Source organism: Hymenobacter sp. BT559 (assembly GCF_017571525.1).
Taxonomy (GTDB): Bacteria; Bacteroidota; Bacteroidia; order Cytophagales; family Hymenobacteraceae; genus Hymenobacter; species Hymenobacter ginsengisoli.
Genome location: NZ_JAGETY010000010.1, coordinates 1 through 25,124, shown reverse-complemented (window position 1 = coordinate 25,124; position 25,124 = coordinate 1). Strand labels below are relative to the sequence as shown.

Genomic DNA, 25,124 nt, shown 5'->3' with positions numbered 1-25,124 from the left:
AGTTTTACTCGTGCAATGCCCCCCAAATCATGTCCTTTAGCTTCTGAATATTCTTATTCGTCAGGCTGGAGATAAAGACCGTGGGCGGCATATCGGCCGGCAGGGAGGCTAGCAGTTCGGCTTCGAGCTCCTCGTCGAGCATGTCGGATTTGGTGATAGCTAACAGGCGCTTTTTGTCGAGCAGCTCGGGGTTGTGCTGGTCCAGCTCATTGAGCAGCACCTTGTATTCGGCGGCTACGTCGAGGCTGTCGCAGCTTATCATGAAGAGCAACATGGAGTTGCGCTCGATGTGGCGCAAGAAGCGCGTGCCTAGCCCCTTGCCCTCGGCTGCACCCTCGATGATGCCGGGAATATCGGCCATCACAAACGACTGATAATCACGATAGGCCACCACGCCCAGGTTGGGCACAAGCGTAGTGAAAGCGTAGTCGGCAATCTTGGGCTTGGCGGCCGATACCACGGAGAGTAGCGTGCTCTTGCCCGCATTGGGGAAGCCCACCAGGCCTACGTCGGCCAGCAACTTTAGCTCCAAGATAACCTGCTCTTCTATGGCGGGCTCGCCAGGTTGGGCGTACTGCGGCGCCTGGTTGGTGGCCGATTTGAAGTGGTCGTTGCCAAGGCCACCACGTCCGCCGGGGGTGAGGATTTGGCGCTCGCCATCCTTCGTAATCTCCAGCTTCACCTCGCCGGTTTCAGCGTCGCGAGCCACGGTGCCCAGCGGCACTTGAATAACGATATCTTCGCCCTGGGCACCAGTGCGCAGGTTTTCGCCGCCGCCCTGGCCATCCTGGGCAAAGAGGTGCTTGCGGTATTGCAGGTGCAAGAGCGTCCAGAGCTGCGAGCTGCCTTCGAGGATGATGTGGCCGCCCCGGCCGCCATCGCCGCCATCGGGGCCGCCGTTGGGCAGGCCCTTGGCCCGGAAGAAGTGGTGCGAGCCCGCCCCGCCCTTGCCCGAGCGGCAGGTGATTTTGACGTAGTCGATGAAGTTGTTATTAGCCACGGTAGGGAGTTATAAGGTAAAATAGAACGTCATGCTGAGCTTGCCGAAGCATCTCGCTCGCGCCGCTAGGGTCGATTACCCAACGATGCGAGCGAGATGCTTCGGCAAGCTCAGCATGACGTTCTTATGTGATTTTTGCCGCGCGGCCGCTAGGCCTTTACCTCGCGGGTAGCCTCGGCGGGTGCCTCGGTAGCGGCTGGCTTGTGGCGGTCGATGAGGTCGCTGATTTGAGCGAAAATGCTTTCAATCTCACCAATGCCGTTGAGCGAGTGAAATTTACCCTGGCGGGCGTAGTGGCCAGCTACCGGGGCAGTTTCGGAATTGTACACGGCCACCCGGCGACGGGCTTTGCTTTCGTCCTGGTCGTCGGGGCGGCCGCTGGTCTTGCCGCGCTCCAGCAGGCGCTTCACCAGCTCCTCCTCCCCTACTTCGAGGGCTATCATGCAGGCTACGTTGGTGCCGTGCTCGGCCAGCAGGCGGTCGAGGCTCTCGGCCTGGGCCACGGTGCGCGGAAAGCCGTCGAAGATGAAGCCAGCTGCCTGCTTATTTTTTTGCAAGGCATTGCCAATCATGCCAATAACTACTTCATCGGGCACGAGCAGGCCTTCATCCATCAGCTTCTTGGCTTTCAGGCCGAGTTCGGTGCCTTCGGCAATTTGAGCGCGCAGCAGGTCGCCGGTGCTTAGGTGCACAAGGTGGTATTTGGCAATGAGCTTTTGGCTCTGGGTGCCTTTGCCCGCGCCGGGGGGGCCGAAGAGGACGATGTTATGCATAATCAAAACAGAAGGTTAGGCGCAAGCGCCGGAGCGGGAACAGATAAGCGGCCTACGCAAGATGGGCCTTAAACGGCCACGTAGACATCGGGCAGGTTGCGACCCAGGCCATCGTAATCGAGCCCGTAGCCCACGACAAAATCGTTGGGAATCTCACGAGCAATATAAGTCAGGGTCAGCGGGTAGCGCAAGCTAGCCGGCTTAAAGAACATGGCCGCAATCTCAATCGAAGCGGGGTTGTTGGCTTGCAGGGTCGGCAGTAGGTGGCTGAGTGTAGTGCCCGTATCCACGATATCCTCAACCAGGATAATATCGCGGCCCTGCACGTCTTCGCGCAAACCCATAATTTCCTGTACCTGGCCGGTGGTGCCGGTGCCTTCATAAGAAGCCACGCGGATGAATACAATCTCGCACTCGCCGGTAAAGCGCTTGAGCAAATCGGTGCCAAACATGAAGCCGCCCGTGAGCACTACCACAAACAGCGGCCGGCGGCCGGCATAGTCGGCATTGAGCCTGACGGCCACCCGGTCGATGTCGGCGGCGATGTCGGAAGCAGAGAGATACGGCTGAAAAGCCTTGCCGTGGAGCGTAATAAGGGATTGACCCATGCGAGCATGAACAGCCGGTGTAGCCGTTTCGGGCTGCAAAGGTAAAGTCTGAACCACGGATTTTTCGGATTAGTCGGATTACGCGGATTTTGTGGACGATTGCTAGGCCACCTTATCTGCTTTTAAACAAAAGAGGCCGCTGCTAAGCGGCCTCTTTTGTTTCTGTTAGCTGTAGAGAATTGTCAATCGTCCACAAAATCCGCGTAATCCGACTAATCCGAAAAATCCGTGGTTCAGACTTATCGCAATTCGGGCAGGGTCGCTTGCAGAAGGGCATCGGCAGTCGGCATCACGTTTTGCACAAAGTGTACGCGGGGCTGGCCCAGCTCCACGCGGTCTTTGAGCGGCGCAGGCGCCACGCCGTGCTGGCCGCCCACGCGGGCAATGTGCGGGGCAATAACGAGCGAGACAATGCTCATGAGCTTGATGAGAATGTTCATGCTAGGCCCGCTGGTATCCTTAAAAGGGTCGCCGACAGTGTCGCCAGTCACGCTGGCCTTGTGAGCATCAGAGCCTTTAAACTCCATTTTGCCGTTCACCGTCACGCCTTTTTCAAACGACTTTTTGGCGTTGTCCCAGGCCCCGCCCGCGTTGCTCTGGAACATGGCCAAGAGCACACCGCTCACCGTGACGCCCGCTAGGGTACCCCCAAGCACTTCAGGCCCAAACGTGAAGCCAATGATAATAGGCGTGAGCAACGCAATGGCTCCCGGCGCCACCATTTTTTGAATAGCGGCCTGGGTGCTGATGGCCACGCACTTCTCGTATTCGGGCCGGCCAGTGCCTTCCATAATGCCGGGAATTTCGCGGAACTGGCGGCGCACTTCCTGTACCATCGCCATGGCGGCCTGGCCCACCGCCGTGATGGCGAGAGCTGAGAAAATGAACGGTATCATGGCGCCCACAAACAAGCCCGCCAGCACGTTGGCATTGGAGATGTCGATGGTGTCGATGTGGGCCGTGCCCATAAAAGCCGCGAACAGGGCAAGCGAGGTGAGCGCCGCCGAGGCAATGGCAAAGCCCTTGCCGGTGGCAGCCGTGGTATTGCCCACCGCATCGAGGATATCGGTGCGCTCGCGTACTTCCTTTGGCAGCTCGCTCATCTCAGCAATGCCGCCGGCGTTGTCGGCAATGGGGCCGAAGGCGTCGATGGCCAGCTGCATAGCCGTGGTGGCCATCATGCCGGCCGCCGCAATAGCCACGCCGTAGAGGCCGGCAAACTTATAGCTGAGCACAATACCAGCCGCCAGCACCAGGATGGGTAGCACCGTACTTTCCATGCCCACGGCTAGCCCCCCAATGACGGTAGTGGCGTGGCCGGTGCTGCTCTGCTGCACTATGCTGCTTACCGGGCGCTTGCCCATGGCCGTGTAGTACTCCGTGATGGTACTCATCAAAAAGCCGACTACCAGGCCTACCAGCACGGCATAAAACACGTGATTGGCGTCGAAGGTGTAGCCGCGCAGGGTGATGTCGCCCGCTGGCAGCATCCACTTTATCAGGAAATAAGAGAAGATAGCCGACACGACTATCGACACGTTGTTGCCCAGGTTAAGGGCGCTTTGCACGTTGCCGCCCTCCTTCACCCGTACCGATAGGATACCCGCCAGCGAGGCCACGATGCCCAGCCCGGCTATGGCCATTGGCAGCAGGATGGGCGACAAGCCGCCAAAATTGTCCGTGTTGCCCAGGTTTACCTCACGGCCGAGCACCATAGTAGCCAAGATGGTAGCCACGTACGAGCCAAATAGGTCGGCACCCATGCCGGCCACGTCGCCCACGTTGTCGCCTACGTTGTCGGCAATCGTGGCGGGGTTGCGCGGGTCGTCTTCCGGAATGCCGGCCTCGACCTTACCCACGAGGTCGGCCCCCACGTCGGCCGCTTTAGTATAGATACCGCCGCCCACGCGGGCAAACAGTGCAATGCTTTCGGCCCCTAGCGAAAAGCCGGTGAGGACTTCCAGGGCCTTTTCCATCTCCGGCCCGGTGGCTAGCCCACTGGGCACGAAGATTTTATAAAAAACGATAAACAATGACCCTAGCCCCAGCACGGCCAGCCCGGCCACGCCCATGCCCATTACCGAGCCACCCGAGAAGGACACGCTCAGTGCCTGCGTAAGCGAAGTGCGGGCGGCCTGGGCCGTGCGCACGTTGGCCTTGGTAGCAATTTTCATCCCGATGAAGCCCGCCGTGGCCGAAAACACCGCGCCAATCACGAAGGCGATAATGATGATGGGGCTCGACTTCTCGCCCGTAAAGCCCAGGTAGCCCAGAAAAACGGACGCAATCAGGGCAAATAGCGCCAGTACCTTGTACTCGGCCTTGAGGAAGGCAATGGCACCATCGGCAATGTAGCCGGCGATGGTGCGCATCTTCTCGTCGCCGGCATCCTGGCGGGCTACCCAGCCCGCTCGCAGCCAGGTGTAAAGCAGGGCCAACAGGCCCAAAAGAGGAACTGCATAAACACTAGCAGGCATAAGCAACAAGAAAAGTGATGGGTGGGAGAAAGAAATGCTAAGCTCATGATACTGAGCCAGCCGGGCAAATGTAGGCGAATCGGCCTATAATTGGCGCATGAGTTCTTGGTAGAGGGCTAGCATACTGGCAATGTCAGCTTTAGCCACTATTTCGTCGGGGGTATGCACGTTGTCTTCGGGCGCGCCCACAAAGCACCAGTCCCAAGGAATATCACTGCGCTGCAAGTCTTTGGCATCGGAGCCGCCGATGCCTTCCACCTCCACCTGATGGGCGATGCCCGCTGCCCGCGCAATGGCCCGAATGCGCTCGACGTAGGCGCGACGCGGAATGAGCGAGTCGCGCAGCGAGATGACGCAGCCATGGCCAGCCTTTACCCCCTCCGTCACCCAGGTAATGTCGCAGATGAGTGCTTGGCGCACGCCGTAAGTTTCGTAGATAAACCGCGCCAGGTAGGGCACCGAGCCACCGCCGTGCTCTTCCCAGCACGAGAATGCGATAATTCCATGTTCGAGGGTTTCGGCCAGACGCAGGGCGGCCCACACGCCAAGGCGGTTGTCGAGGTAGCAGCTTTGCACGGTGGTCTCCGTTTCGCGAAAGTCGCAGGCAAACGTGAGGCTGGAGCCAGGTTCAATGTCGCGGCTGAACTCATAGCCAAGCACCTCGGTTTCTGCATCATCGGCGGCGGGCTCTACCGTCAGCGTACACGCTATTTCTCCTTGCGCATCCTGCCCCACCAGCTTGTAGCCAGCCGCACACTCGGGCCCACCGATGGGCACCAATTCGCGCCCGTAGCGCACCGTGAAACCGATGCTGTCGAGATGGGCAAATACAGCTGTGCGGGGCTGCCCAAACACCAGCAGCAGGCAATCCTGAAACCGGGCCTCGTCGTGCACCACCAGTGGCGGCTGGTGCCAGCTAGGGCTGTGCTGCCGCACGTAGTCGAGCAAAAAGCGGGTCATGGTAGCCTCCTCGCCCGAGGGCGCCGGCAATTGGCAGAGGGTTTTGAGCAAATGCATTGGTCAATGGCTAACGGGGTTAAGCCGTCAAAGCTAGAATCGCTGCCGTACTTTCGTAGGTCCGAAGGCCAGCGGCCCCTGCCCGCCCACCAGCCTCTTTCTGCCTTATCTCCCAGTATGTCCGTTCTTCTTTGGTTTTTGCGTGGTCGGTTGGTGCTATTGTTTCTGCTAGGCCCCCTACTGCTTGCCCAAGCCCAGAAAACGCCGGCCGACACTGCCCGCCTCCGGGTGGGCGAGGTAGGAGGTACGCGCACTATCGCTATCGACACGGTAAATGTGCTGCCCACTGCCGATACCAAAGGCTGGCTGCTGCTCGATAAGGATATTCAGCTGGAACTGGATGGCGCGGTGCAAAACCTTTATAATTTCAAATACGACAAAGCCGAAAAGCAATTTCGCTCGCTGCGCCGCCGCTACCCCCACCACCCCATGCCCTACTTCTTGCTAGGGCTGAGTACATGGTGGAAAATAATGCCGACCAACTTCGACTCGAAGCAGTACGACAAAACTTTTTTTGCCTACATGGACACGGCCAATACCTACGCCGAGCGCTTGGTAAAAGCCGACCCGCACAACTACGAGGGCTATTTTTTCCTGTCGGCCGCCAATGGCTTTGACGCCCGCCTCAATGCCGAGCGGCACAACTGGCGCAAGGCTACCGTGAGCAGCAAGCGGGCGCTCAACTACTTGCAAAAAAGCAGTGAGGCCAATGGCCTCAGCCCCGAGTTCCTATTTGGCGAGGCGCTTTTCAATTACTACGCCGTGTGGATTCCCGACAACTATCCACTGCTGAAGCCAGTGCTGCTGTTCTTCCCCAAGGGCAACAAGCAGCTAGGCCTCAGCCAGCTCCGCACGGTGGCCAACAACGGTTTTTATACCGGCGTCGAGGCTAAGGTATTTCTCATGAAGCTGCTGCACAACGATGAGCATCAAACGGCCGCAGCCATGCCCATTGCGCGAGGGCTAGCCCTGAAATATCCCGACAATGGCTACTTCGCTCGATTTTACGCGCTGCTGTGCTTCGACCAAGCCGACTTTGCTGAATGCGAACGGGTTAGCAAGGACATCCTTACTAAGATAAATGTCGGAATGCCCGGCTACGAGGCCAGCAGCGGCCGCTACGCCAGCTATTTCATGGGCTACCTGATGCAATATAAATACCGCGACTTACCCAAAGCCAAAGACTATTACCAGCGCTGCATCGTATTTGCCGAAAGCAACGGCGAAACCGACGGTGGCTTCTACCTATTTGCCAATGCCAACCTGGCCCGTCTGGCCGACCGCGACCGCGACCTGCCTGCTGCCCGCCGCTACTACGAGGTAGTAGCCGACAAAGCCGACCATAAGTCGGACCAGTATAAGGAGGCAAAAGCCTGGCTCAAGAAAAATTCTAAAGCCTAATCTTTCATTGCTATGGAATTAAGTGACTATCTACTTACTCCCTTTTACCTGGGTTTTTTTTACGCTATTGCCTACGCAATCCGTCCGGCCGTCACTAATAAATACACGAAACAGTACTTTATCCCGGCCTTCTCAGCAAAAATTGTAGGAGGCTTAGCACTAGGTATTCTATACCATACTATTTATGCAGGCGATACAAATAACTATTTTCACCACGCCTCCATTATTTATGATGCGTTTGGCAAATCTTTTAGTGCCGGGCTGCACCTGATTTATACAGACGGTACACTCACGCCCGACATTGCGCCGTATGCCAGCCAAATGGGTTGGTTTGGCGCCGATAGCAAAGAGTATTTTGTTATTAGGGTAGCCGCTGTATTTGCCATATTAGGGTTTAATACTTACATGGTAACCACTGTTTGCTTTGCAGTGCTCAGCTTTAGCGGCATGTGGGTCATGTACATAACATTCGCTAAAATTAGACCACAGGTTTACAAAGAGTTAGCCATTGCTGTATTTTTCCTACCCTCTGTTTTTTTCTGGGGCTCTGGCCTACTCAAAGACTCACTCTGTATTGGGTCACTAGGCTGGCTGTTTTACGCCTTTTATCGCGGGGCTATTGAGAAAAAAAATATTCTACGCTGCCTAATTGTTGGGGTGCTAGCCGCCAAAGTAATCGCTTCCATGAAAGTGTACATTCTGCTAGCGTTTGTACCTCCATCTGCGCTATGGGTTTTCAATGAAAACACTGAGCGTATCAAATCGGGAGCAGTACGTATGGTAGCGCGGCCCCTCTTTCTGGTCATTGGCATGACGGTCGCCATCTACGCGATGAGTAGTATTGCCGCCGCCGATGCCCGTTTTAATATCGAAAAGATTGGCGCACAGAGTAAACTAACAGCCGACTACTTACAGGGCGTCAGTAAGCAAGAAAATGGCTCTGGCTACAACATTGGTGAGCAAGACGGCACCTTAGGCGGCATGGCCAAACTAGCGCCTCAAGCTATCGTTGTAGCGCTTTTCCGGCCATTCATCTGGGAAGCCCGTAATCCTACTATGGCTCTCTCAGCTCTCGAAGCCTCCTATTTTTTTATATTTACACTGCGTATTTTTTGGCGGGTGGGTTTTTTTAAGGCCCTCCGAGCTATTGCCTCTTCGCACATCTTAACGTTATGCTTTATTTTCAGCCTCATTTTTGCCATTTCAGTCGGTATTTCGAGTGGCAATTTTGGAACGCTGGTTCGCTATAAAATACCGCTAATGCCTTTTTACTTGGCTGGTCTATACATCTTAAGTGATATCACCCAAAGTGCAACAGCGCGCAAAAAAATGAGTGTCAGAGCGCGGCCACAATTGGCTTAGGCCCATATCTTAAGTAAATAGGGCCAAGAAAGTAGGAGTATTGGCCAGCACCGAATAGCGCTGCTCAATAGTGGCGCGGGCCGCGTGGCCCAGTGTTTGCCGGTGTTGGGCGTCGGTAAGTAATTGCCGCAAGTACTGATACCATTCCTCCGGCTCGCGGCAGACGTAGCCGTTTACATCGTTCTGCACCACTTCCGTGTTCATTCCCACGGGCGATACCAGCGCCGGGATACCCAATGCCATGTATTGCAGAGCCTTAAAAGCACACTTTCCCTTGGCCCAAGGGTCATCCTCCAGTGGCATCAGGCCGACGTGGAAGCTAAGCAGGTCTGGAATCTCCGTGGCTTTCTGCCAGGGCATAAAGCGTAGCGAGCGCAACGGCTGCGCAAATTCGGGGGGCTGATTGGAGATAACACGAAACTCGAAATTCAGCCCATCGGCTTCTAGGCGAGCCAATACTGGCACTATCGGCAATAAATATTTGAGTGTTGAATGAGTGCCCGTCCACCCTATCACTAGCGGCCCCGGTGCCAATTGGTCGCGCACTTGGTTGTGCAGGTGCACAGTGTCAATGGTAGTCGGGTTGACTACCGCGCTAGGATTATATTGCCGCGCATAGTCGGCCAGGTAAGTATTGCCGCAGCTATTTTTGTAGGCCCACCCGCAGATGTTAGCCACTTTTTGGTGCCATTTTAAGCCGGCTGCTATTTTATTAGCCTCTGAAGTATTAGCCAACCAAATGGCATCGTCGAAGTCATAGATAATGCGCTTTCGCAATACCTTAGCTAACAGCCATTCAAACAGCGGCGGCCCTAGCGGGGCAGCTTCGCGGTGAATAAAAACAAAATCATAAGCTGGAGCCGCCAGCAAATGACCTAGCCGCCGGATAAAGCCTTGCACGATACCAGATGCCTTTTGCACAGCTAGCCCAGGCTTATATAGAATTCGCCAGGTAGCTTCACTTAAAAAAGGAGCCAGCCGATACTGATGGCCGTGAGTAGTCAGTATATCCAGGTATTGCTCGAAGCGAAAGCGCTGGGAAGGCGCCCGACCTGCTGGGTAAGGTATTAAAAAAAGAATGCGCAAAGTCAAAGGCGCCAAACCTACTAGTTTAGCTTGAACGAGATACAAAATTAGCGCTGGCAACCCCTATCCTACTTGCCAGTAGCTAGCAAAACCTCTTTGTAAAGATTACCTAACGCCTCGTAGGTATGAGCTGGCGCAAACTTCTGCCGCACAAATGCCCTTCCAGCCTTGACGAAGTCGGCCCGCTGACCAGTATTAGCAGCGAGCTGCACGATGGCCGCTGCCATAGCTTCTACATCACGATTGGGCACCAGTAAACCCGACTTACCATTTTCAAATAGTTCGGCAGGCCCTCCACAATCACTGGCAATGAGTGGCGTACCATAATAAAGCGCGTCCAGGCAAGTCAATGAGAATGATTCTGATTCTGAAAAATTAAGTAGAATATCTACTTTTTTTATCTCAGCCTCTACATCTTCAGCAAATCCAGCGAACTGCACTACTTTATGAAGTCCAGTTTGGCGTACTATGTCTTCGAGTTGCTGTTTAAACAGCCGATTTTTGGCCATTCCCATATCCCCACCCACAAATCGAAGACGCAGTTGTGGATTTTGGACATAAGCTTTCTGAAAAGCCTGCAGCGCCAAGTCCTGCCCCTTGCCTTGGATATAGTTGCTAAGGTATAGTAGCTGCACAGTTTTATCAGCCTGGGGCAGATGCAAAGGCTCAGGATGTTCTTCTGCTACCGGCAATGGGTCATACACTACCTTAATTTTAACTGCTGCGCTGAAATAGCGTCGCACTGCTTCCGACACACATATTACCCTGCTTGCCCCGCGCTCGGCTAGCCAGCGCCAAGTACGTGCAAAAGGTTGTGGCAGGCTCTGAGGCAAGAAACGCACATGAGTTACTACCTGAAGCTGACCTAAGCTTAATAGCCGTGCTATGTAGCCAGTTAGATTATAAAAATCATTTAGGTGAACGATAGTCGCCTTCTCACGCTGCGCGAGACGGTAAAGCCGCCAGCCATTTAATAGCAGCATGGGCACATAACGCAGTAAATCAGCCTTGCGCCTACTAAGCTCTACAAATGGCAACTCATAGACGGGGTACCCATCGGCTTCAAGCACGGCACGACCTGAACTACCAGTCGGCAATACATATGCAAATCTAAAGTGCTGCTGGTCGCGCAAGGGGCCAGTTGCATTGCGCATAGCATTCAGGGCACCGGTTACCGCTCGCGAATTATCAACTACAAGTACCACCAAAATAATTAGGCAATAATGAAAAGATATTGCATATGATTTGCTTTCAAGAGCCCATGCAAGATAATTATCTTGAAAAACAGTATATTATTTCCTTATAACATCCTCCAACAATTGCACCCATTGTCCGGCAATACGCTCCCGGGTAAAATCGTTCATCCGGCGGCGGGCAGCCTGACCTAAGCGTTGGCGTGCGCCCTTGTCAGCTAGTAATTGTAGTAAGGTGGTTGTCCATACCGCTTCATCGGCTAGCTGAGTAGTTTCATTCGTGAGCATGGGCATTAATACGCCAAACTCAGCCCACTCCGCGTGGCGTAGTGCCAGCGCCGGAGCAGTGGTAGTGGGGGCAAGCATTTCGCGCGGGCCAGTAGGGCAATCGGTTGATACTACCGGAATACCGCAAATCATAGCCTCGCCTAGTGCCATTGGGAATCCTTCCCACGCCGAAGGGAAAACGAATAAGGTAGCAGGCTTTATGTATTTAAATGGGTTAGTTTGCATACCCATAAAATAGACATCATACTCAGTTGAGAGTCCAGCGCTGCTCCAGGCTTCGTATACGCGAAGGCCGCGCTGCCGGGCTGCGCCTACAATGTCGTCCCGCAATTCACCATCGCCCACAAATACCAGCTTAGCTGGCTGCTGACGCAGCAAATGCGCAAATACTGTAAGCAGCGGCACCTGATTCTTCTGGCGCGTAAGGCGGCCCGAGGTAACCAGTACAGGGGCAGAGGCATACACTGCTTGCTCGGCTAGTGATAAGAGTTCCTGAGCTTTAGCTTCGACATCAGCAACCTCGAAAAAATTATTGATAGTCAATATTTTTTCGGCTTTTACACCAAAGAAGTCAACGAGTTCAGGCTTGATATCGCGGCTTACTGTTACGATGGCATCGGCTCTATTGTAGAGCCAAGGCATAAGAATGCGCTTGCGTAGCCATCCTACTGGCCCATTGATATTAGCATCGTGTAGCTTTGAACCGTGAATGCACAAAACAATCTTACCAGGTCCGCCGCTTAGCAAGTTTACGTAGTCGGCCCCTTCTAGATGGCTTACAACAACTGCAGGGCGTTTTTTTTCGCGTAGGCGGCGCAACTCCTTTACGCGTCGCCAAAAGTTTTGTGTCTTTTCTAATGCTCCCCCTCCTCCACTCACTTCTAGGCTTACCACTGGGTTGCCACTAGGATACGCATCACCACCTTCCAAGTTGAAAACGGCTTCGGTTACTGTATAGCGCTTGGCCAGCTCCACACTGTGGTCATGAAAAACACGTTGAGCCCCTCCCATTCCTAGGTTTGGTATCAGCAGCAGAATGGCATCGGTAGGCACGATACTGGTAGAAAAGCTGAGAATGTAGCTACCCACAACAAGCAGGAGCACATTTACAGATAATTAGAAATTAAACCTTAATGCTTTGGCCCAAAATTTAAGTCGCTTTGAGCCGGTTACCGGAAAATAAACAGCTAGTGGACTGCGCCCAAATCGACGCACGTTCCTAAACCAGGACTCTGGATGGGTGTAGCACATTTCAAACCAACGCTCGCCTAGACCTCGGCATAAAGCGGCCGGCTCGAATAGTGGTTGCACAGCATTGTATTGAATAAGTCGGAGGAGCCATTCTTCGACTTCGTCGAGGCTCACATCTAGTAACGGGCTACCAATCCTTGCTATAGCATTGTGCACTAGTATGTCTCGTGGGTTTTGGCTTACGCCCCAGGTGCGCAATAGGCGCTCGCGCACGTCATTAGCCACCGTGCTACGCTCAGTTAAAATACTAACTTTGATAGTATCAGGCGGAACTCGATATTGAATAAGTGCCTGAGGTAGCGTAGCCACGCGCAATTCTCGTACATAACGGGCGAAGAAATCATAGTCTTCAGTCTGACGCAAGCTTGCGTCGTATTGCATTCCTCCTTCCCGAAGCAGGGAGGTCCGCAACATTACCGATGGGTTCCCTGTCGGTAGTGTAAATAGTGTTAATACTTGTGTGTCTGCGGGCCTCTCAGGGTAGCGATTTAAGTAAGTGCTTGCTCCAAAGTTTTGCATCCAGCTGCCTACTATGTTTACCTCAGGATGCTTCTCTAAATAAGCCACTTGCCGTGCCAGACGTTCGGGATGGCAGAGGTCGTCGCCGTCCATCTTGGCAACGTAGCGTCCCCGTACATGCGGTAAAGCGGCGTTATCGGTACCGGCACGACCAAGGTTTTGAGTATTTTGTATGAAACGTAACCGCGGGTCTTTGAAGGATTGAACCTTGGCAGCAGTGTCATCAGTCGAGCAGTCATCTATCACTAGCAACTCAAAGTCAGTAAACGTCTGCTTTAAAATGCTGGCAATTGTTTCTTCAATATAAGGGGCTACATTATAAATAGGAAGTACAACTGATACGCAAGGATTCATAGTAGCGCAAATGAGTTGTCGCCAGCGCAGTTCGCTAGCGACAACTTTTAATCTAGATAGAATATCAGAAATTTCAGCTACGATACCAATGTCTGCACATCGGCTAGCCACAAATCAAGCAACTCGAGCTCTTCAGTGGTAACAATATTTTCTTTAGCTAACTCGGCGTAGGCACGGCGCAGGTTCTCTGCTACCGTAACGGAGGGGTCAATGGCTCGGCTTACAGCCGCGATAACACGATTTGGGTGTAGATAGCAAGGTATTTCCGACTCAAAGTCCTTTACGTAGTCGTGCGGATTACGCACCTGAATTACCGTAGCCTCAGTAAAGCCGAGCCGGTAGCCGTGGGCCCACATAATAGGCTGAGCCACTAAACCGCGCAGAATATCAGTGAAGCGAAAGGTTACGTATGCGGGTAGATAAAGCAGCGGAAATAACTCTCTCCGCACAGCTGTGTTTTGAGAATTAAAGGGGCACATGGTGCCTTCTGCCAACACGATGGGCGCACGCTTATTGAAAAAAATCTCGGTATTATCTACGAGTCGGTAAATGGCATCTACATCGGGGTCACTATCAGCCAAACCCTGCCAAATACCTATTTTCCCCATTTCCGGGCGTAGCTCTTCTTCTTTCAGGTTATGGCCTTCGTCAAGGATGAGGTCGAGCGGGTAGCCGCGAGGCCAAATGTGGTGCGAGGTAAAATTCTTATAGAGGTTGACAAATCCTTTGTCAGCCGGCGAGGTGCTAAATTCCCCTTCCATACTGGGAAAGGTCCAGTTGTCGTAAGGGATGTTGTCATCGTCGGTGTCAATAATCATTTGAGCGCCCTGCTGCATAGCATGCAGGTAGCCCATCATTTTGCGCCCGTAATGGTTGAAAGGCAGCTTATTAAAAAGCTTAAAACCTTGCTGTTCCTGGTCAGCTACTGAGAGGTACGTAGCCCCCGCAGCCTCCCATTGAACTGGCGACTTCTTATCACCAGCGACAATAAGCTGATGAGTGGATAAGGCTGCAAATTTGGTTACGGCCTCAGTCGGCGCAAAAATGGACGTAATGACGATGGCAGGCTTAGTGCTCATTGAAAAATATTAGAGTCGAAGAAAGAGACGCTAGGCTAGGCCCACCGCCAGAAAAGGAATGATTAGGCAGGCGTCGGAACCGCGCCAAAGGTTTCCTGGTAAACGCGGGCGATGCCCTCACGAAGTCCGATACGAGGCTCCCACCCTAGCGCGCGTAGTCGCGATACATCGAGCAGTTTGCGGGGCGTACCATCGGGCTTAGTGCCGTCAAGTTGGATATCGCCGGTGTAGCCCGTCACATCACGCACCAGTTCAGCCAGTTCCAGTATGGTCAGATCCTCGCCGGTACCCACGTTAATGGGCGCGGGCTCGCTGTAGTTTTCTAGCAAGTGCAGGCAGGCAATGGCTAAGTCGTCAACGTGTAAAAATTCGCGGCGCGGCGTGCCCGAGCCCCAAATAACCACTGCCGGCTGCCCGTTTAGCTTGGCTTCGTGAAACTTGCGTAGCATGGCGGGCAGCACATGCGAATTGGCCAAGTCATAGTTGTCGCCCGGCCCATACAAGTTAGTGGGCATAGCACTGATATAATCACTGCCATGCTGCTTACGGAAGTACTCGCAGAGCTTGATACCGGCAATCTTAGCAATGGCGTAGGCCTCGTTGGTAGGCTCGAGTGCGCTGGTAAGCAAATACTCTTCCCGGATAGGTTGCGGGCACATTTTGGGGTACACGCATGACGAACCAAGAAATAGCAGCTTGCGCACCCCATGCCGGTGGCTTTGCTCGATAACATTGGTCTGCAACTGCAGATTATCCAATAAGAAATCAGCTGGATAAGTATTATTAGCGTGTATGCCTCCTACCTTAGCAGCGGCCAATAGAACGTATTCAGGCTTTTCGGCTTCGAAAAAGGCTGCTACGGCGGCTTGCTGGCGTAGGTCCAACTCTTGGGAGGTACGCACCACTAGATTGTGGTAGCCCGCTTGCTTCAGGCAGCGCACGAGCGCTGAGCCTACCATGCCCCGGTGCCCGGCTACGTAGATTTTTGCGTTTTTTTCCATCTCTAGTAAAGTCAATTGTGCTTATTCAATCGGCACACAGTACCAGCTTATTCTGCGTAAGCCTGCGGAATGGGGTGGCCACCCTCGCGTAGATATGCGTCGCGCTTAAATAGGCCTAAGTCGGACTGCACCATTTCCTTCACTAGGGCAGGAAGGTCGTACTTGGGCTCCCAGCCTAGCTGGTGCTTAGCCTTGGTCGGGTCGCCAATAAGCAATTCTACTTCGGTAGGACGGAAATACCGCTCATCAACTTCAACTACCACTGTGCCAGCAGGCACTTGATACTCGGCGTCGCGGCAGGCTACCACCGTGCCACGCTCGGCTATGCCTTCGCCCGAAAATGATACTTCGATGCCTAACTCGGCAAAGGCTAGGCGCACAAACTCTCGCACGGTAGTCGTCACACCGGTGGCAATTACATAATCCTCAGCAGTTTCCTGTTGTAACATACGCCACATAGCTTCCACGTAATCCTTGGCGTGACCCCAGTCGCGCTTAGCGTCTAGGTTGCCTAGATACAGCTTATCCTGCAGACCAAGAGCAATGCGCGCAGCAGCCCTAGTAATCTTGCGGGTCACAAAGGTTTCGCCACGCTGCGGGCTTTCATGGTTAAAGAGAATCCCATTACAAGCGTACATGCCATAGGCTTCGCGGTAGTTCACCGTAATCCAGTAGCCGTAGAGCTTAGCCACAGCGTAGGGCGAGCGGGGATAGAAGGGCGTAGTTTCGCGTTGAGGCACTTCCTGCACCAAACCATATAGTTCCGAAGTGCTAGCTTGGTAGATGCGAGTTTTCTTGGTCAGGCCTAGCAAGCGTACGGCTTCCAACAGGCGCAGCGTGCCTACACCGTCCACATCGGCTGTGTATTCAGGTGTATCGAACGACACCTTCACGTGCGACATGGCCCCAAGGTTATAAATCTCATCGGGCTGCACCTCCTGAATGATGCGAATCAGATTAGTCGAATCTGTTAGGTCGCCATAGTGTAGTGTAAAGCGTACGTGGGCTTCATGCGGGTCTTGGTATAGGTGGTCGAGGCGCTGGGAGTTGAGCGACGAGGCCCGTCGCTTAATACCATGAACTTCGTATCCCTTAGACAAGAGTAGTTCGGTGAGATAGGACCCGTCCTGCCCCGTGATTCCGGTGATGAGTGCGCGTTTCAATGGAGTGGTTTAGTGATATAAAATATGGTCATTTATTAAATGCTTGTAATGTTATTAATCTTCGATTAGCAACATTACAAGCACAATTAGCTTAGTTCAGTTCGTGAATTAACTTTTGCAGCAGGGCGGCCCGACACGAAGTGTAATGCTTTTGCAAAATACTCTCATAAAGGTCAAGGGGAGCCTCACTCTGTTTCAAATAACTTAGCATAAGGTCCTCAAATTGCGCGTAGGAAGCAACATTCGGACATACTTCGCTTAGCTGATAAAAGCGGGTTTCTTCGTTGTCGGGGTACTTGCCTAAAAGTAGGCACTGGGCACTAAGTAGCTCCAAATAGCGTGGCGTGACAGGGTTGAACCCACCCGTACGCTTTTCACCACCATCAATTCCGGGTGTGCTGTAGAAGGAGATTTTGGTAGCGCGAAGCAATTCAATATACTCTTCCCGAGTCTTAAACTCGCTTACCTTCCCACTCAGGTTCGATACGTAGCAGAACACCCCATCAACCTCCTGCTGGCGTAAAATCTCGACAGTGGGATGCTTGTTACTAAACTCTTGCAAATAAGTGCTTAGCACTGGGTTAGTACGACCAGCAAGCACAACATCATATTTCTTTGTGTATACCTTGCCCGTTTCCGCTTTATAACGGTCCGACAGACTAAGCGGAAAATGGGCTAGGTTTAATCGACATCCCTGTTCCTTCAAATAGGCAACTGCTTCTAGACTAGAAACTAACACAAGCGGACAGTCCCGGTAAGTGCGCTGAAAAGCCGTTATGTCTGTCTGCTTCCACAAGTCGATAAAAGCTGGAATGGCTTTCTCAGAAGTTGAGAAATTGGGCTCAATATTGACACCCATCTCAAACACTAGATAATATCCCTTAAACGGCCTAAACACGTTGGCTACCTCGACTAGGTTACTAGCTCGATGTAGGACTTCGGCCCTAGCCATCAACTTCCGACTTAACTTATTGATGAACAACTTCCGAAAAGGTGGCAGAGCATTTAGAATAGGAATGGTTAATACCCTAGACAAATCCTCTTCCCATTCGTAAACCAAATCATAGAATGATTCTTTCAGATAAGAACGAGTCGATAGTATAGCGGCTATAACCATTTAATATACTCTTTAAGCCTGACGTTTAGGCGCATTTGGCTGCAAAGATAGGCATTACACCGGGCACTTTTCATGGCTTGACGTCTATTTATTAAAAATAATATTCATATATTATATATTTATTAATATATGAATATTATTTTTAAATCTTCTTTTCTACATGCATCATGGCAGCAGACATTTCTCAGCATTAGACTATCTTGCCTCTTTTCCCCTCTTGGCTTCGCCTGTGCACCAAGCCATTACGCAAATCAACTGCGTGAAAGCTTATGCTTCGTTATCTTTGACCTTTAAAAATGCTCTTTGTTAAGGTACTTTTTGCAATCTATAAATTCTAAACAAACCATGAATCTATTCACTCGTGCTTTACGCTCATTCTTGTGGCGCTCAAAAATTGGCAGGTCCACAGCCGAGAAGTTTTGGAAGCGAAGGAATGCCGGAGATGATATGCGTTATCTTTTTTATAATGAGGTCGACGTTATCAAAGATTTACCAATTTGTTTCGATGAAGATATATTTAGTCAATTTCTTCGCAAAGATTTAGATAAATGGGATATACAAAGTCAAGTCGAATATGTTCTTGAAATAGATGATGTTTTAATCGAGCCAGAGCGCTGTTTAGGCACAAAAGGATTCAATCAATTAATAGAGCAGACTGTTGTATTTACTGCGGATTATCAATACCCTTATATACTGCCACACATTTTACATAGAAATAAGGCCAAAACGCTAAAAGCAGCTGTACTATATGACGGTTCCGCTACTAGGAATCTTTATCATCACCTTATAGAAACAGTATGCCGTCTCTCAGTGCTATCAAAAATAGATTTACCGGCTAATATTCCATTTATTGTAAATAGATTTGTTTATGATAGCCCTTTTTTTCAATACCTTTTTTCTAGAAGTCCTTATTTTAAATCACTGAATTGGCTCGTTCAAGAGCCGCATGAGTGGTTACAGATAGAGAAATTGTATAGACCTAAAGCACTTTATTTTGGAAACGAAAGCTGGGCTTTTACTAGAAATCTATACAATTTGGATAAGGTCGTCCCTAACAGGAGAGTTTTCCTTAGCCGAGATAAGAAGCGCTTTACGAGAGGATTAAGCAATGAAAGCGAAGTTATTAATATGCTTCGCAAATATGGCTTTGAGGTAGCTTATGCCGAGCATCTAAGTATTGATGAACAAGTTAAACTTTTTCAAGAAACAGAATACTTAGTTGCTTTAACTGGGATGGGGCTGATTCAGCAATTCTTCATGAGCTATGATAAGGCGCATATCATTGAAATTATCCCGGTAAATAGATTAATGCCTGAGTATTATTGCCAAGCTTATTCTTTAGGAATAAAATACTATGACGTTGTCCTAGGGGAAGACATTGATGGAGTTCCTATGTCAAGTAGCAGCCATAAGAGACATGATGGCTTGAAGGAATATGAGGTAAGTATTAAAAAATTAGAAAATTCCGTATTAAAGATGCTGAATGCTCCAGTCGACAAAAAAATATACGGAAACTTTAGTATGCCACTTTCCAAGTAAAATTGAAATAGTTAGGCAAAAAAGCTGGAGTTCAGTTTTACCACTTACTACCTAAGTTCAATAAAATATTCCTGAAACATTAGTTACTGAACCAAAACCATCTGCAGACATTTTTTTATACGATTCTACTAAAAGGCTCCCAGGCCTTCGTAGACAGTGTAACTTGAACATAAGGGCTTCCACCCACGCCTTTGGCAGCTAGTAGCATTGAGGTTTAAACGCGTGTTTGATAATGCGATGTACAATAATCTTAAGCGATTTTGCGCCGAGTTCAGAACCCTGGCATAAGGGAATAATATTCACATTAATAAACGGGCTAGCTAAGCAGACAGATTATTTATGGATAATCCGTCTGCTTAGCTAGCCCGTTAGCAGTTGAATAATAGCTTAATTCAAGTAATTCACAGGATTAGAACCTGATAACCATCCCTTTTAAAAGACTGATTGTATAAAAGCAAAGTGTGAATTAAAGAGACGAATCGACTGGGGCAGTGCTTATTATTTTAGTGGCAGCCTGTAATCGTTGCTGAAGCCTTTTTACTTTACTAAAGATGCGAGCAGCTTCCGCATGACCAGTGAGGGCAACGCCAAACGTATGCAATTTCCGCATTGTGTCGAATGTTTCGGGGTGCTTTTCGTCGTGCCGATGCAACCAGTAGGTAATTATCTGTGCTGGTTGGCGTAGTAACTGCCACCCTGCCCATGCCATCCAGCGGTAGTAGCATCGCCCAAAAGTGGCTTCATCTAGGGTTGGCTCGCGCAGCAAAGAGTAATACACAAAACCGGTCAGGTCTAACGTAGCAGAGCCGCAACCAACGCGGCGCAGATATTTCCAAGTCAAGCGCTCCTTATACATGAAATGACGGAAGCGTAAGCGCTCGTCATACCACGTCTTGTAGCCAGCTAGCTGCAATGCATTCCCTAATTCTACATCTTCGCCACCAGATAACGCCCCCCCCCGTTTAGCCGAATTATTGAATTCGAACCCACAAGACCGAAGTAATTGCCAACAGCGTTTAGACACCACCGAGCCTGCCCCCGCCACGTTTACTCCTTGCCCTAATGGCCCCGAAGTGGAACCTGGTGAACCTATTGCGTACACAGCTTGAAACTGTTCGAACCATGCGGGAGGAGTTATTTCAAATGCGCCTTCAGAGTAAGCACCGAGTGTGCCAATCTCCGGGTGAGCATGCATAGTCGCGACGGCATGTGCTAAGTAGTCTGGATAGAGCCAATTGTCATCATCCACAATGCAGATGTACGGGTATTGGGCCTCATCAAAACCCCGAATGAGAGCGTTTTCCTTACCTGGTTTTGGCTCATCAAATACTCGCAAGGAGGCTGGGGCACCCAATTCAGCCCACAGTTTCGGGGCCGCGACTAATGTGTCGTCGGTACTAGCATTGCTTATTAGTACCACCTCCCATGTCACATCAGCTGGCACTTGTTGCGCCGCAAGGTGAGCCAAGGTCTGTGGTAAACGAAGGGCTCCATTGTAGGTACAAACAAGCAGTGTAGCACCCAACTGAGGGGTAGAAGTGCTTAACATTTTATCTCTTTCCATAAGTACTTATAACTAATACCCTAGTAACTAAGCTCTCGCAGCTTGTCCCCGTCCAAATCGGCGCACTAAACCTGGAGCAATGGTACCTACTAGCATTTTAAAATCACTCATAGTAGGGGCTTTTTTCTCCCCAGCCAGTTGCAGCCAAAGGGACCGCAGTAAGTAGCGACGCGCTGCCCTATAGTCTAATTGGCTTATTTTAATATTAGATAGAATCAAATAATCTTCCGCAAGCTTTTTCATAGTATTCTGATGGTAACGGTAGCCAAGGTAGCGGTCTACATTCTCGTGCATACGAACTATACTTAGCATGTAGCGTTCAGAGTGACCACTACGCGACACTCCTCCCTGATTAATTCGGTATACGCTCATGCACTGCGGTAAAAAACCTACCCGCCCTTGGCTAGCTAAAATAACGAAGATGGGCAGGTCGCATGCTACACTGTCAAATGTCCAGTCAGGTAGTTGAGATAGCAGTTTTCTACGATACATAACCGAGGCTGTAGCAATGTTCCAGGCTTGGGTAATATCAGCCAGCGTATATTCTGGCTTTAAGTCGGTCGTCATGAGATGAGAGCTAGTGCCCGAGTCATCGTCGTATACCACCATCGCATTATGAAAGCAAAAGCTGAAGTCTGGATTTGCTTCCATAAACTCGACTTGGCGGACCAGTTTTTGTGGGTCAGTCCAATAATCGTCGCCCTCGATAAGAGCGACATAGCGCCCTCGGCAAGCTCGCAGGCCCCTATCGGCATTTCGATTCACGCCTAAATTGACGTCGTATGACAACACTTTGTATAAGTGAGGCATACTTGCGACATATTCGTCAATAATGCCTGTTGTTGCGTCAGTTGAAGCATCATTAGCTACCACAATTTCCATTTCAAATGGTCTCTCTTGCATTAGTATTCCATCCAATGCTTGCCGGATATAGGCTGCATGGTTGTAAGTAATAAGCAGAACGCTCACTAAGGGCAGTTGAGAAGTGGCCAGCGATGAAGAAGCGATGGTATTAACAGACGACAGCATTGACTAAAGAGAAGTAGCCTATTAGGCTTAGGTTAATAGATGTCTCTGTATTAAGTTTTCTATTAATCTACCCTATTTACTGTACGGCACGGTTGGCCTGCCCCTTCTGTTGTATTGGCAGTAAGGATATAATACAACTGGCTGCATTAGCAGCTATTGCATCCGTTGCAGCCCCTAGAAATTCCATGTGATAAACTTGTTTACTGAAAATGAGTTTGTCTTCAAAATTGAAGTTGCGGTATTATCGCCAAACGACTGTTGTAACAAGGTCTTATTTATAAAAAATATATTATGCATCAGAAATTATAAAGCCTATAAAATCAGATAAAGTACTTCTATCCTTCTAATTAAAGTTTCAACTTATAGCATGTCCGAACTCTAATTAATTGCTTGAAGTCAGTTCTGCTCCTGAATTAATCTACGGACTTTGACATAAAGGCTATTGCCAACCATAAAACAAGCTTACTAACCTCTTATGCGCGTTGAGCGAGCAGGCACTCCCACCACGGTGCTACCGGCTGGAACATCCCGTGTAACTACAGCACCGGCTCCTATTACAGCCTCGTCTCCTATTACGACATCAGGCAGCACCGCAGCTAATGCCCCAATTTGGCAACGCTTCCCCAGACGGCAGCGGCCTAACAAGCGGGCACCTGGAGATATCTCGCAATAGTCTCCTACTTCTACGTCGTGATGTACAGCGGCTCCAGCGTTGAGCAACACGCCCTCCCCAAGGCAGGCACTCGGTGCGACCATGCTGCCATGCATTATATTCAGCCCTGCGCCTAGTGAATTTGTGTATGGCCCCACTATGGCTGTTGGTGCGATTACAGTAGTTAACAGCCCACCCCACTCTAGAAATTGGGTCGCCAAATGCTGCCGACGCGACGGTCCCCCTAGCCCCAACACAAACCGCGAATCTTTGCTAGCCAGGTAGGCCCTAGCCTCTGTAGCCGTGCGTAAAAGTGCATATCGCCCAAATACTTTTTGCAGCTGATTTGGGGTTACGTCATCGAAAAATAAGACGCCTTCGCGCTCAGCCTCTGTTAAGCACTGGAATACTTCTACCGCATGCCCTTTAGCGCCGACAATAAGCATTATAGTAAGTTGAATTTAGAAACTTGTTAAGTATGGTTTATCCTGTTAGTCCATAGAAATTGCGAACTAATTGACTTATCCACCGCACTTGCTCAAACGTTAATTCCTGATAAAAGGGCAGACACAACACCCGCCTCGACACATCTTCTGACGTCGGACATGAGGCACCGGCGTGATACGGTAGTTGATTAAGGGAGGGGAAAAAATACCGACGCGTATTGATAGTTTGAGCTGCTAGTGCTTCTTTCACGCGTAGCAAGTGGTTTTCAGTATCGAACAGCACTGGGAAATAAGAATAATTATACTGTAGGCTATCATCAATAGGCTCCGGAAATTGCAGTGGCAGACCTGCCAACTCACGGCGATAGCATTCCGCTAGTGCGCGGCGCTGTTCAATAAATCCCTCTACTCGGGGCAAATTACATAGGCCCATTGCGGCGTGAAACTCGGAATTTTTTCCATTTACCCCTAATGTAAAGTATTCGTCACCAATGTGGCCGAAAGACTTATAGAGCCAGATTTTGCGAGCTAGCGCTTCATTCTTTATCACAATTGCACCACCTTCTACTGTATGAAACAGCTTAGTGGCGTGGAAGCTACAAGTCGTTAAATCACCGTAGCTCAGCAGAGAACGACCATGTATCCGCACGCCAAAGGCATGGGCCCCATCATAAATTACCTTTAGATTGTGGCGCTGAGCAATATCCTCAATTGCTAAAACATCGCATGGATAGCCATAGACGTGCGTAGCGAGAATACCAGTAGTACGCGGCGTTATTGCCGCTTCAATCTTACTCGCGTCAATACAGAAAGTATGATTTTCAATGTCCACGAACACTGGCTCACAATTCTCCCACAAGATGGCTGTTGTGGTAGCCACATAGGAAAAAGGGGTCGTGATAATTTCACCAGTTAATTCAAGCGCTTTGATGGCAATTTGTAAAGCAATTGTTCCATTGCTAGTGAATTGCACCAATGAATTGTCAAGGTACCTACTAAGGTCTGCCTCTAAGCGTTGAACCAGTGGGCCATTATTGGTCAACCAGCTTCGCTCCCAGATACCCTTCAAATATTCTGAATACTCCTCCAAAGGAGGTAAGTATGCTTTTGTGACGTTGATATTCAAGCTAAGTGTATTGATTAAATGGTTGAATGACTAGTTGTTTAGTTCAATTACACGATTTTACGTATCAAGTCCTCGTATTGGTGCTCGGCGATTACTTCGCCATGACTTAACTCATAAATTCTATCACACTCGCGAAGCGTAGTGATACGGTGTGCTATAATTAATATGGTCATATCAGTGTGGGATAACTTATTAATTGCTTCGTTTACCTCTCGCTCAGTTTCATTATCGAGCGCGCTGGTGGCTTCGTCCAACACAAGTATCTCGGTCTGCTTATAAAGGGCACGGGCAATGCCAATGCGCTGGCGCTGGCCACCTGATAACTTGGACCCACGCTCACCGATAAAGGTATTCAACCCTTCCGGAAGGCTAGTGACAAAGGATTGAAGAGAAGCCTGCTCTATCGCATAATGCATACGCTTTATATCGACCTCAGAGTCCCCTAAGGTAATATTGTCCTGAATGGATGCTTCCATCAAGAATGTATCTTGCTTTACATAGCCGATTATACTATGCCAGGCTTGCAGATGTTGTGGCGTTAGAGGCTGCCCATCAATAAGAATAGCACCTTGTTGCTCAGAATAGAATCGGAGCAAAATATTCATCAAAGTGGTTTTACCAGAACCGGAACTACCAATGAAACCAATTTTTTCACCTTTACGAATTGCAATGTTGACATTGCGCAATGTTGGCTTTTGCTCGCCTGGGAATGAAAAACAAAGATTGTCAAAAGCAATACTTTTATTAAAGCTTAAAGGCAATTGCTGCGGATGAGGCGATTCATTATACTTGGCCTCGCGATAGGACTCTAAGCTTTCAATAGTATATTGAAATTGTTTAAGCTGAACTAACGCTGTTAATATGCGATTCATAGACGGCATTAGGCGATATGCTGCTGCCGCAAACAACCCAACTAGGGCAATCAAGTTAGTTGAAGCACTAGGAAAAAAAATTGCATATAAGAAAATAGTTAGAACACCAATAATGGCGACCATTTCAATCATCTTAGTCGGCAGCAATGAAAATAAATAAGCTTCAGCATCAAGACTTTGAACCTCGTTTTGATTTGCAATCAATCG

The 25,124-nt window shown here is 50.2% G+C and carries 20 protein-coding genes and 1 pseudogene; 3 read left to right on the top strand and 18 right to left on the bottom strand.

Annotated elements, in window-relative coordinates:
• Window positions 1-4 precede the first annotated feature (4 nt).
• From obgE to J4D99_RS14265, 5 genes are all read right to left on the bottom strand, one after another.
• Window positions 5-1,000 (bottom strand): GTPase ObgE, encoded by a 996-nt coding sequence (gene obgE, locus J4D99_RS14285; RefSeq protein WP_208132408.1) that lies wholly within the window; start codon window positions 998-1,000, stop codon window positions 5-7.
• 149 nt (window positions 1,001-1,149) lie between these two features.
• A complete protein-coding gene (locus J4D99_RS14280; protein WP_208132407.1) occupies window positions 1,150-1,773 on the bottom strand; it encodes an adenylate kinase in 624 nt (207 codons plus the stop codon).
• A gap of 68 nt (window positions 1,774-1,841) precedes the next feature.
• Complete coding sequence (locus J4D99_RS14275) at window positions 1,842-2,381, bottom strand: phosphoribosyltransferase (RefSeq protein WP_208132406.1); 540 nt, start codon at window positions 2,379-2,381, stop codon at window positions 1,842-1,844.
• 239 nt (window positions 2,382-2,620) lie between these two features.
• Window positions 2,621-4,858, bottom strand: a complete 2,238-nt coding sequence (locus tag J4D99_RS14270; protein WP_208132405.1) for a sodium-translocating pyrophosphatase — start codon at window positions 4,856-4,858, stop codon at window positions 2,621-2,623.
• Window positions 4,859-4,942: 84 nt separating this feature from the next.
• Window positions 4,943-5,875, bottom strand: coding sequence for a M20/M25/M40 family metallo-hydrolase (locus J4D99_RS14265; RefSeq protein WP_208132404.1), 933 nt, complete (start codon window positions 5,873-5,875; stop codon window positions 4,943-4,945).
• Window positions 5,876-5,992: 117 nt separating this feature from the next.
• Between J4D99_RS14265 and J4D99_RS14260 the strand changes: the two genes are divergently transcribed.
• Window positions 5,993-7,276 (top strand): tetratricopeptide repeat protein, encoded by a 1,284-nt coding sequence (locus J4D99_RS14260; RefSeq protein WP_208132403.1) that lies wholly within the window; start codon window positions 5,993-5,995, stop codon window positions 7,274-7,276.
• A gap of 12 nt (window positions 7,277-7,288) precedes the next feature.
• Window positions 7,289-8,638, top strand: coding sequence for a hypothetical protein (locus tag J4D99_RS14255; RefSeq protein ID WP_208132402.1), 1,350 nt, complete (start codon window positions 7,289-7,291; stop codon window positions 8,636-8,638).
• Window positions 8,639-8,647: 9 nt separating this feature from the next.
• On the opposite strand, the gene J4D99_RS14250 is transcribed toward J4D99_RS14255, so the two are convergent.
• The 8 genes from J4D99_RS14250 to J4D99_RS14215 form a co-directional block, all read right to left on the bottom strand.
• Window positions 8,648-9,559: a glycosyltransferase family 4 protein gene (locus J4D99_RS14250; RefSeq protein WP_309509590.1), complete on the bottom strand. Its 912-nt coding sequence runs from the start codon at window positions 9,557-9,559 to the stop codon at window positions 8,648-8,650.
• A 233-nt stretch (window positions 9,560-9,792) separates the two neighbouring features.
• Entirely contained in the window at window positions 9,793-10,878 is a 1,086-nt protein-coding gene (locus tag J4D99_RS14245; protein WP_208132400.1) for a glycosyltransferase family 4 protein, read from the bottom strand.
• Window positions 10,879-11,016: 138 nt separating this feature from the next.
• Window positions 11,017-12,309, bottom strand: coding sequence for a glycosyltransferase (locus tag J4D99_RS14240; protein ID WP_208132399.1), 1,293 nt, complete (start codon window positions 12,307-12,309; stop codon window positions 11,017-11,019).
• 12 nt (window positions 12,310-12,321) lie between these two features.
• A complete protein-coding gene (locus tag J4D99_RS14235) occupies window positions 12,322-13,329 on the bottom strand; it encodes a glycosyltransferase family 2 protein (protein WP_208132398.1) in 1,008 nt (335 codons plus the stop codon).
• 77 nt (window positions 13,330-13,406) lie between these two features.
• Window positions 13,407-14,408 (bottom strand): STELLO glycosyltransferase family protein, encoded by a 1,002-nt coding sequence (locus J4D99_RS14230; protein ID WP_208132397.1) that lies wholly within the window; start codon window positions 14,406-14,408, stop codon window positions 13,407-13,409.
• 62 nt (window positions 14,409-14,470) lie between these two features.
• Window positions 14,471-15,409: a GDP-L-fucose synthase family protein gene (locus J4D99_RS14225; protein WP_208132396.1), complete on the bottom strand. Its 939-nt coding sequence runs from the start codon at window positions 15,407-15,409 to the stop codon at window positions 14,471-14,473.
• Window positions 15,410-15,456: 47 nt separating this feature from the next.
• A complete protein-coding gene (gene gmd, locus J4D99_RS14220; RefSeq protein ID WP_208132395.1) occupies window positions 15,457-16,572 on the bottom strand; it encodes a GDP-mannose 4,6-dehydratase in 1,116 nt (371 codons plus the stop codon).
• A 91-nt stretch (window positions 16,573-16,663) separates the two neighbouring features.
• Window positions 16,664-17,431 carry a hypothetical protein gene (locus J4D99_RS14215; RefSeq protein WP_208132394.1) on the bottom strand — a complete coding sequence of 256 codons (768 nt, stop codon included), beginning with the start codon at window positions 17,429-17,431 and terminating at the stop codon, window positions 16,664-16,666.
• Between the two features lie 603 nt (window positions 17,432-18,034).
• Between J4D99_RS14215 and J4D99_RS14210 the strand changes: the two genes are divergently transcribed.
• Window positions 18,035-19,228 (top strand): glycosyltransferase family 61 protein, encoded by a 1,194-nt coding sequence (locus J4D99_RS14210; RefSeq protein ID WP_208132393.1) that lies wholly within the window; start codon window positions 18,035-18,037, stop codon window positions 19,226-19,228.
• A 466-nt stretch (window positions 19,229-19,694) separates the two neighbouring features.
• On the opposite strand, the gene J4D99_RS14205 is transcribed toward J4D99_RS14210, so the two are convergent.
• The 5 genes and pseudogenes from J4D99_RS14205 to J4D99_RS14185 form a co-directional block, all read right to left on the bottom strand.
• Window positions 19,695-20,792 (bottom strand): glycosyltransferase, encoded by a 1,098-nt coding sequence (locus J4D99_RS14205; protein WP_208132392.1) that lies wholly within the window; start codon window positions 20,790-20,792, stop codon window positions 19,695-19,697.
• 27 nt (window positions 20,793-20,819) lie between these two features.
• Complete coding sequence (locus tag J4D99_RS14200; RefSeq protein ID WP_208132391.1) at window positions 20,820-21,821, bottom strand: glycosyltransferase family 2 protein; 1,002 nt, start codon at window positions 21,819-21,821, stop codon at window positions 20,820-20,822.
• 498 nt (window positions 21,822-22,319) lie between these two features.
• A pseudogene (locus J4D99_RS22230) lies at window positions 22,320-22,919 on the bottom strand (acetyltransferase); the annotation flags it as partial.
• A 37-nt stretch (window positions 22,920-22,956) separates the two neighbouring features.
• The gene (locus J4D99_RS14190; RefSeq protein ID WP_208132389.1) at window positions 22,957-24,045 is read right to left on the bottom strand and encodes a DegT/DnrJ/EryC1/StrS family aminotransferase; all 1,089 of its coding nucleotides are present in this window, start codon (window positions 24,043-24,045) and stop codon (window positions 22,957-22,959) included.
• Window positions 24,046-24,092: 47 nt separating this feature from the next.
• A partial coding sequence (locus tag J4D99_RS14185) for an ABC transporter ATP-binding protein (RefSeq protein WP_208132388.1) occupies window positions 24,093-25,124 on the bottom strand: 1,032 nt, incomplete at its 5' end.

Bases quoted from the DNA above. Each gene is read 5' to 3' on its own strand.
- J4D99_RS14230 (WP_208132397.1), bottom strand. From the start codon at position 14,408: ATGAGCACTAAGCCTGCCATCGTCATTACGTCCATTTTTGCGCCGACT.
- J4D99_RS14255 (WP_208132402.1), top strand. From the start codon at position 7,289: ATGGAATTAAGTGACTATCTACTTACTCCCTTTTACCTGGGTTTTTTT.
- J4D99_RS14245 (WP_208132400.1), bottom strand. From the start codon at position 10,878: ATGCGCAATGCAACTGGCCCCTTGCGCGACCAGCAGCACTTTAGATTT.
- J4D99_RS14280 (WP_208132407.1), bottom strand. From the start codon at position 1,773: ATGCATAACATCGTCCTCTTCGGCCCCCCCGGCGCGGGCAAAGGCACC.
- J4D99_RS14205 (WP_208132392.1), bottom strand. From the start codon at position 20,792: ATGGAAAGAGATAAAATGTTAAGCACTTCTACCCCTCAGTTGGGTGCT.
- J4D99_RS14260 (WP_208132403.1), top strand. From the start codon at position 5,993: ATGTCCGTTCTTCTTTGGTTTTTGCGTGGTCGGTTGGTGCTATTGTTT.
- J4D99_RS14275 (WP_208132406.1), bottom strand. From the start codon at position 2,381: ATGGGTCAATCCCTTATTACGCTCCACGGCAAGGCTTTTCAGCCGTAT.
- J4D99_RS14265 (WP_208132404.1), bottom strand. From the start codon at position 5,875: ATGCATTTGCTCAAAACCCTCTGCCAATTGCCGGCGCCCTCGGGCGAG.
- J4D99_RS14225 (WP_208132396.1), bottom strand. From the start codon at position 15,409: ATGGAAAAAAACGCAAAAATCTACGTAGCCGGGCACCGGGGCATGGTA.
- J4D99_RS14215 (WP_208132394.1), bottom strand. From the start codon at position 17,431: ATGGGTGTCAATATTGAGCCCAATTTCTCAACTTCTGAGAAAGCCATT.
- J4D99_RS14235 (WP_208132398.1), bottom strand. From the start codon at position 13,329: ATGAATCCTTGCGTATCAGTTGTACTTCCTATTTATAATGTAGCCCCT.
- J4D99_RS14210 (WP_208132393.1), top strand. From the start codon at position 18,035: ATGAATCTATTCACTCGTGCTTTACGCTCATTCTTGTGGCGCTCAAAA.
- J4D99_RS14270 (WP_208132405.1), bottom strand. From the start codon at position 4,858: ATGCCTGCTAGTGTTTATGCAGTTCCTCTTTTGGGCCTGTTGGCCCTG.
- J4D99_RS14200 (WP_208132391.1), bottom strand. From the start codon at position 21,821: ATGCTGTCGTCTGTTAATACCATCGCTTCTTCATCGCTGGCCACTTCT.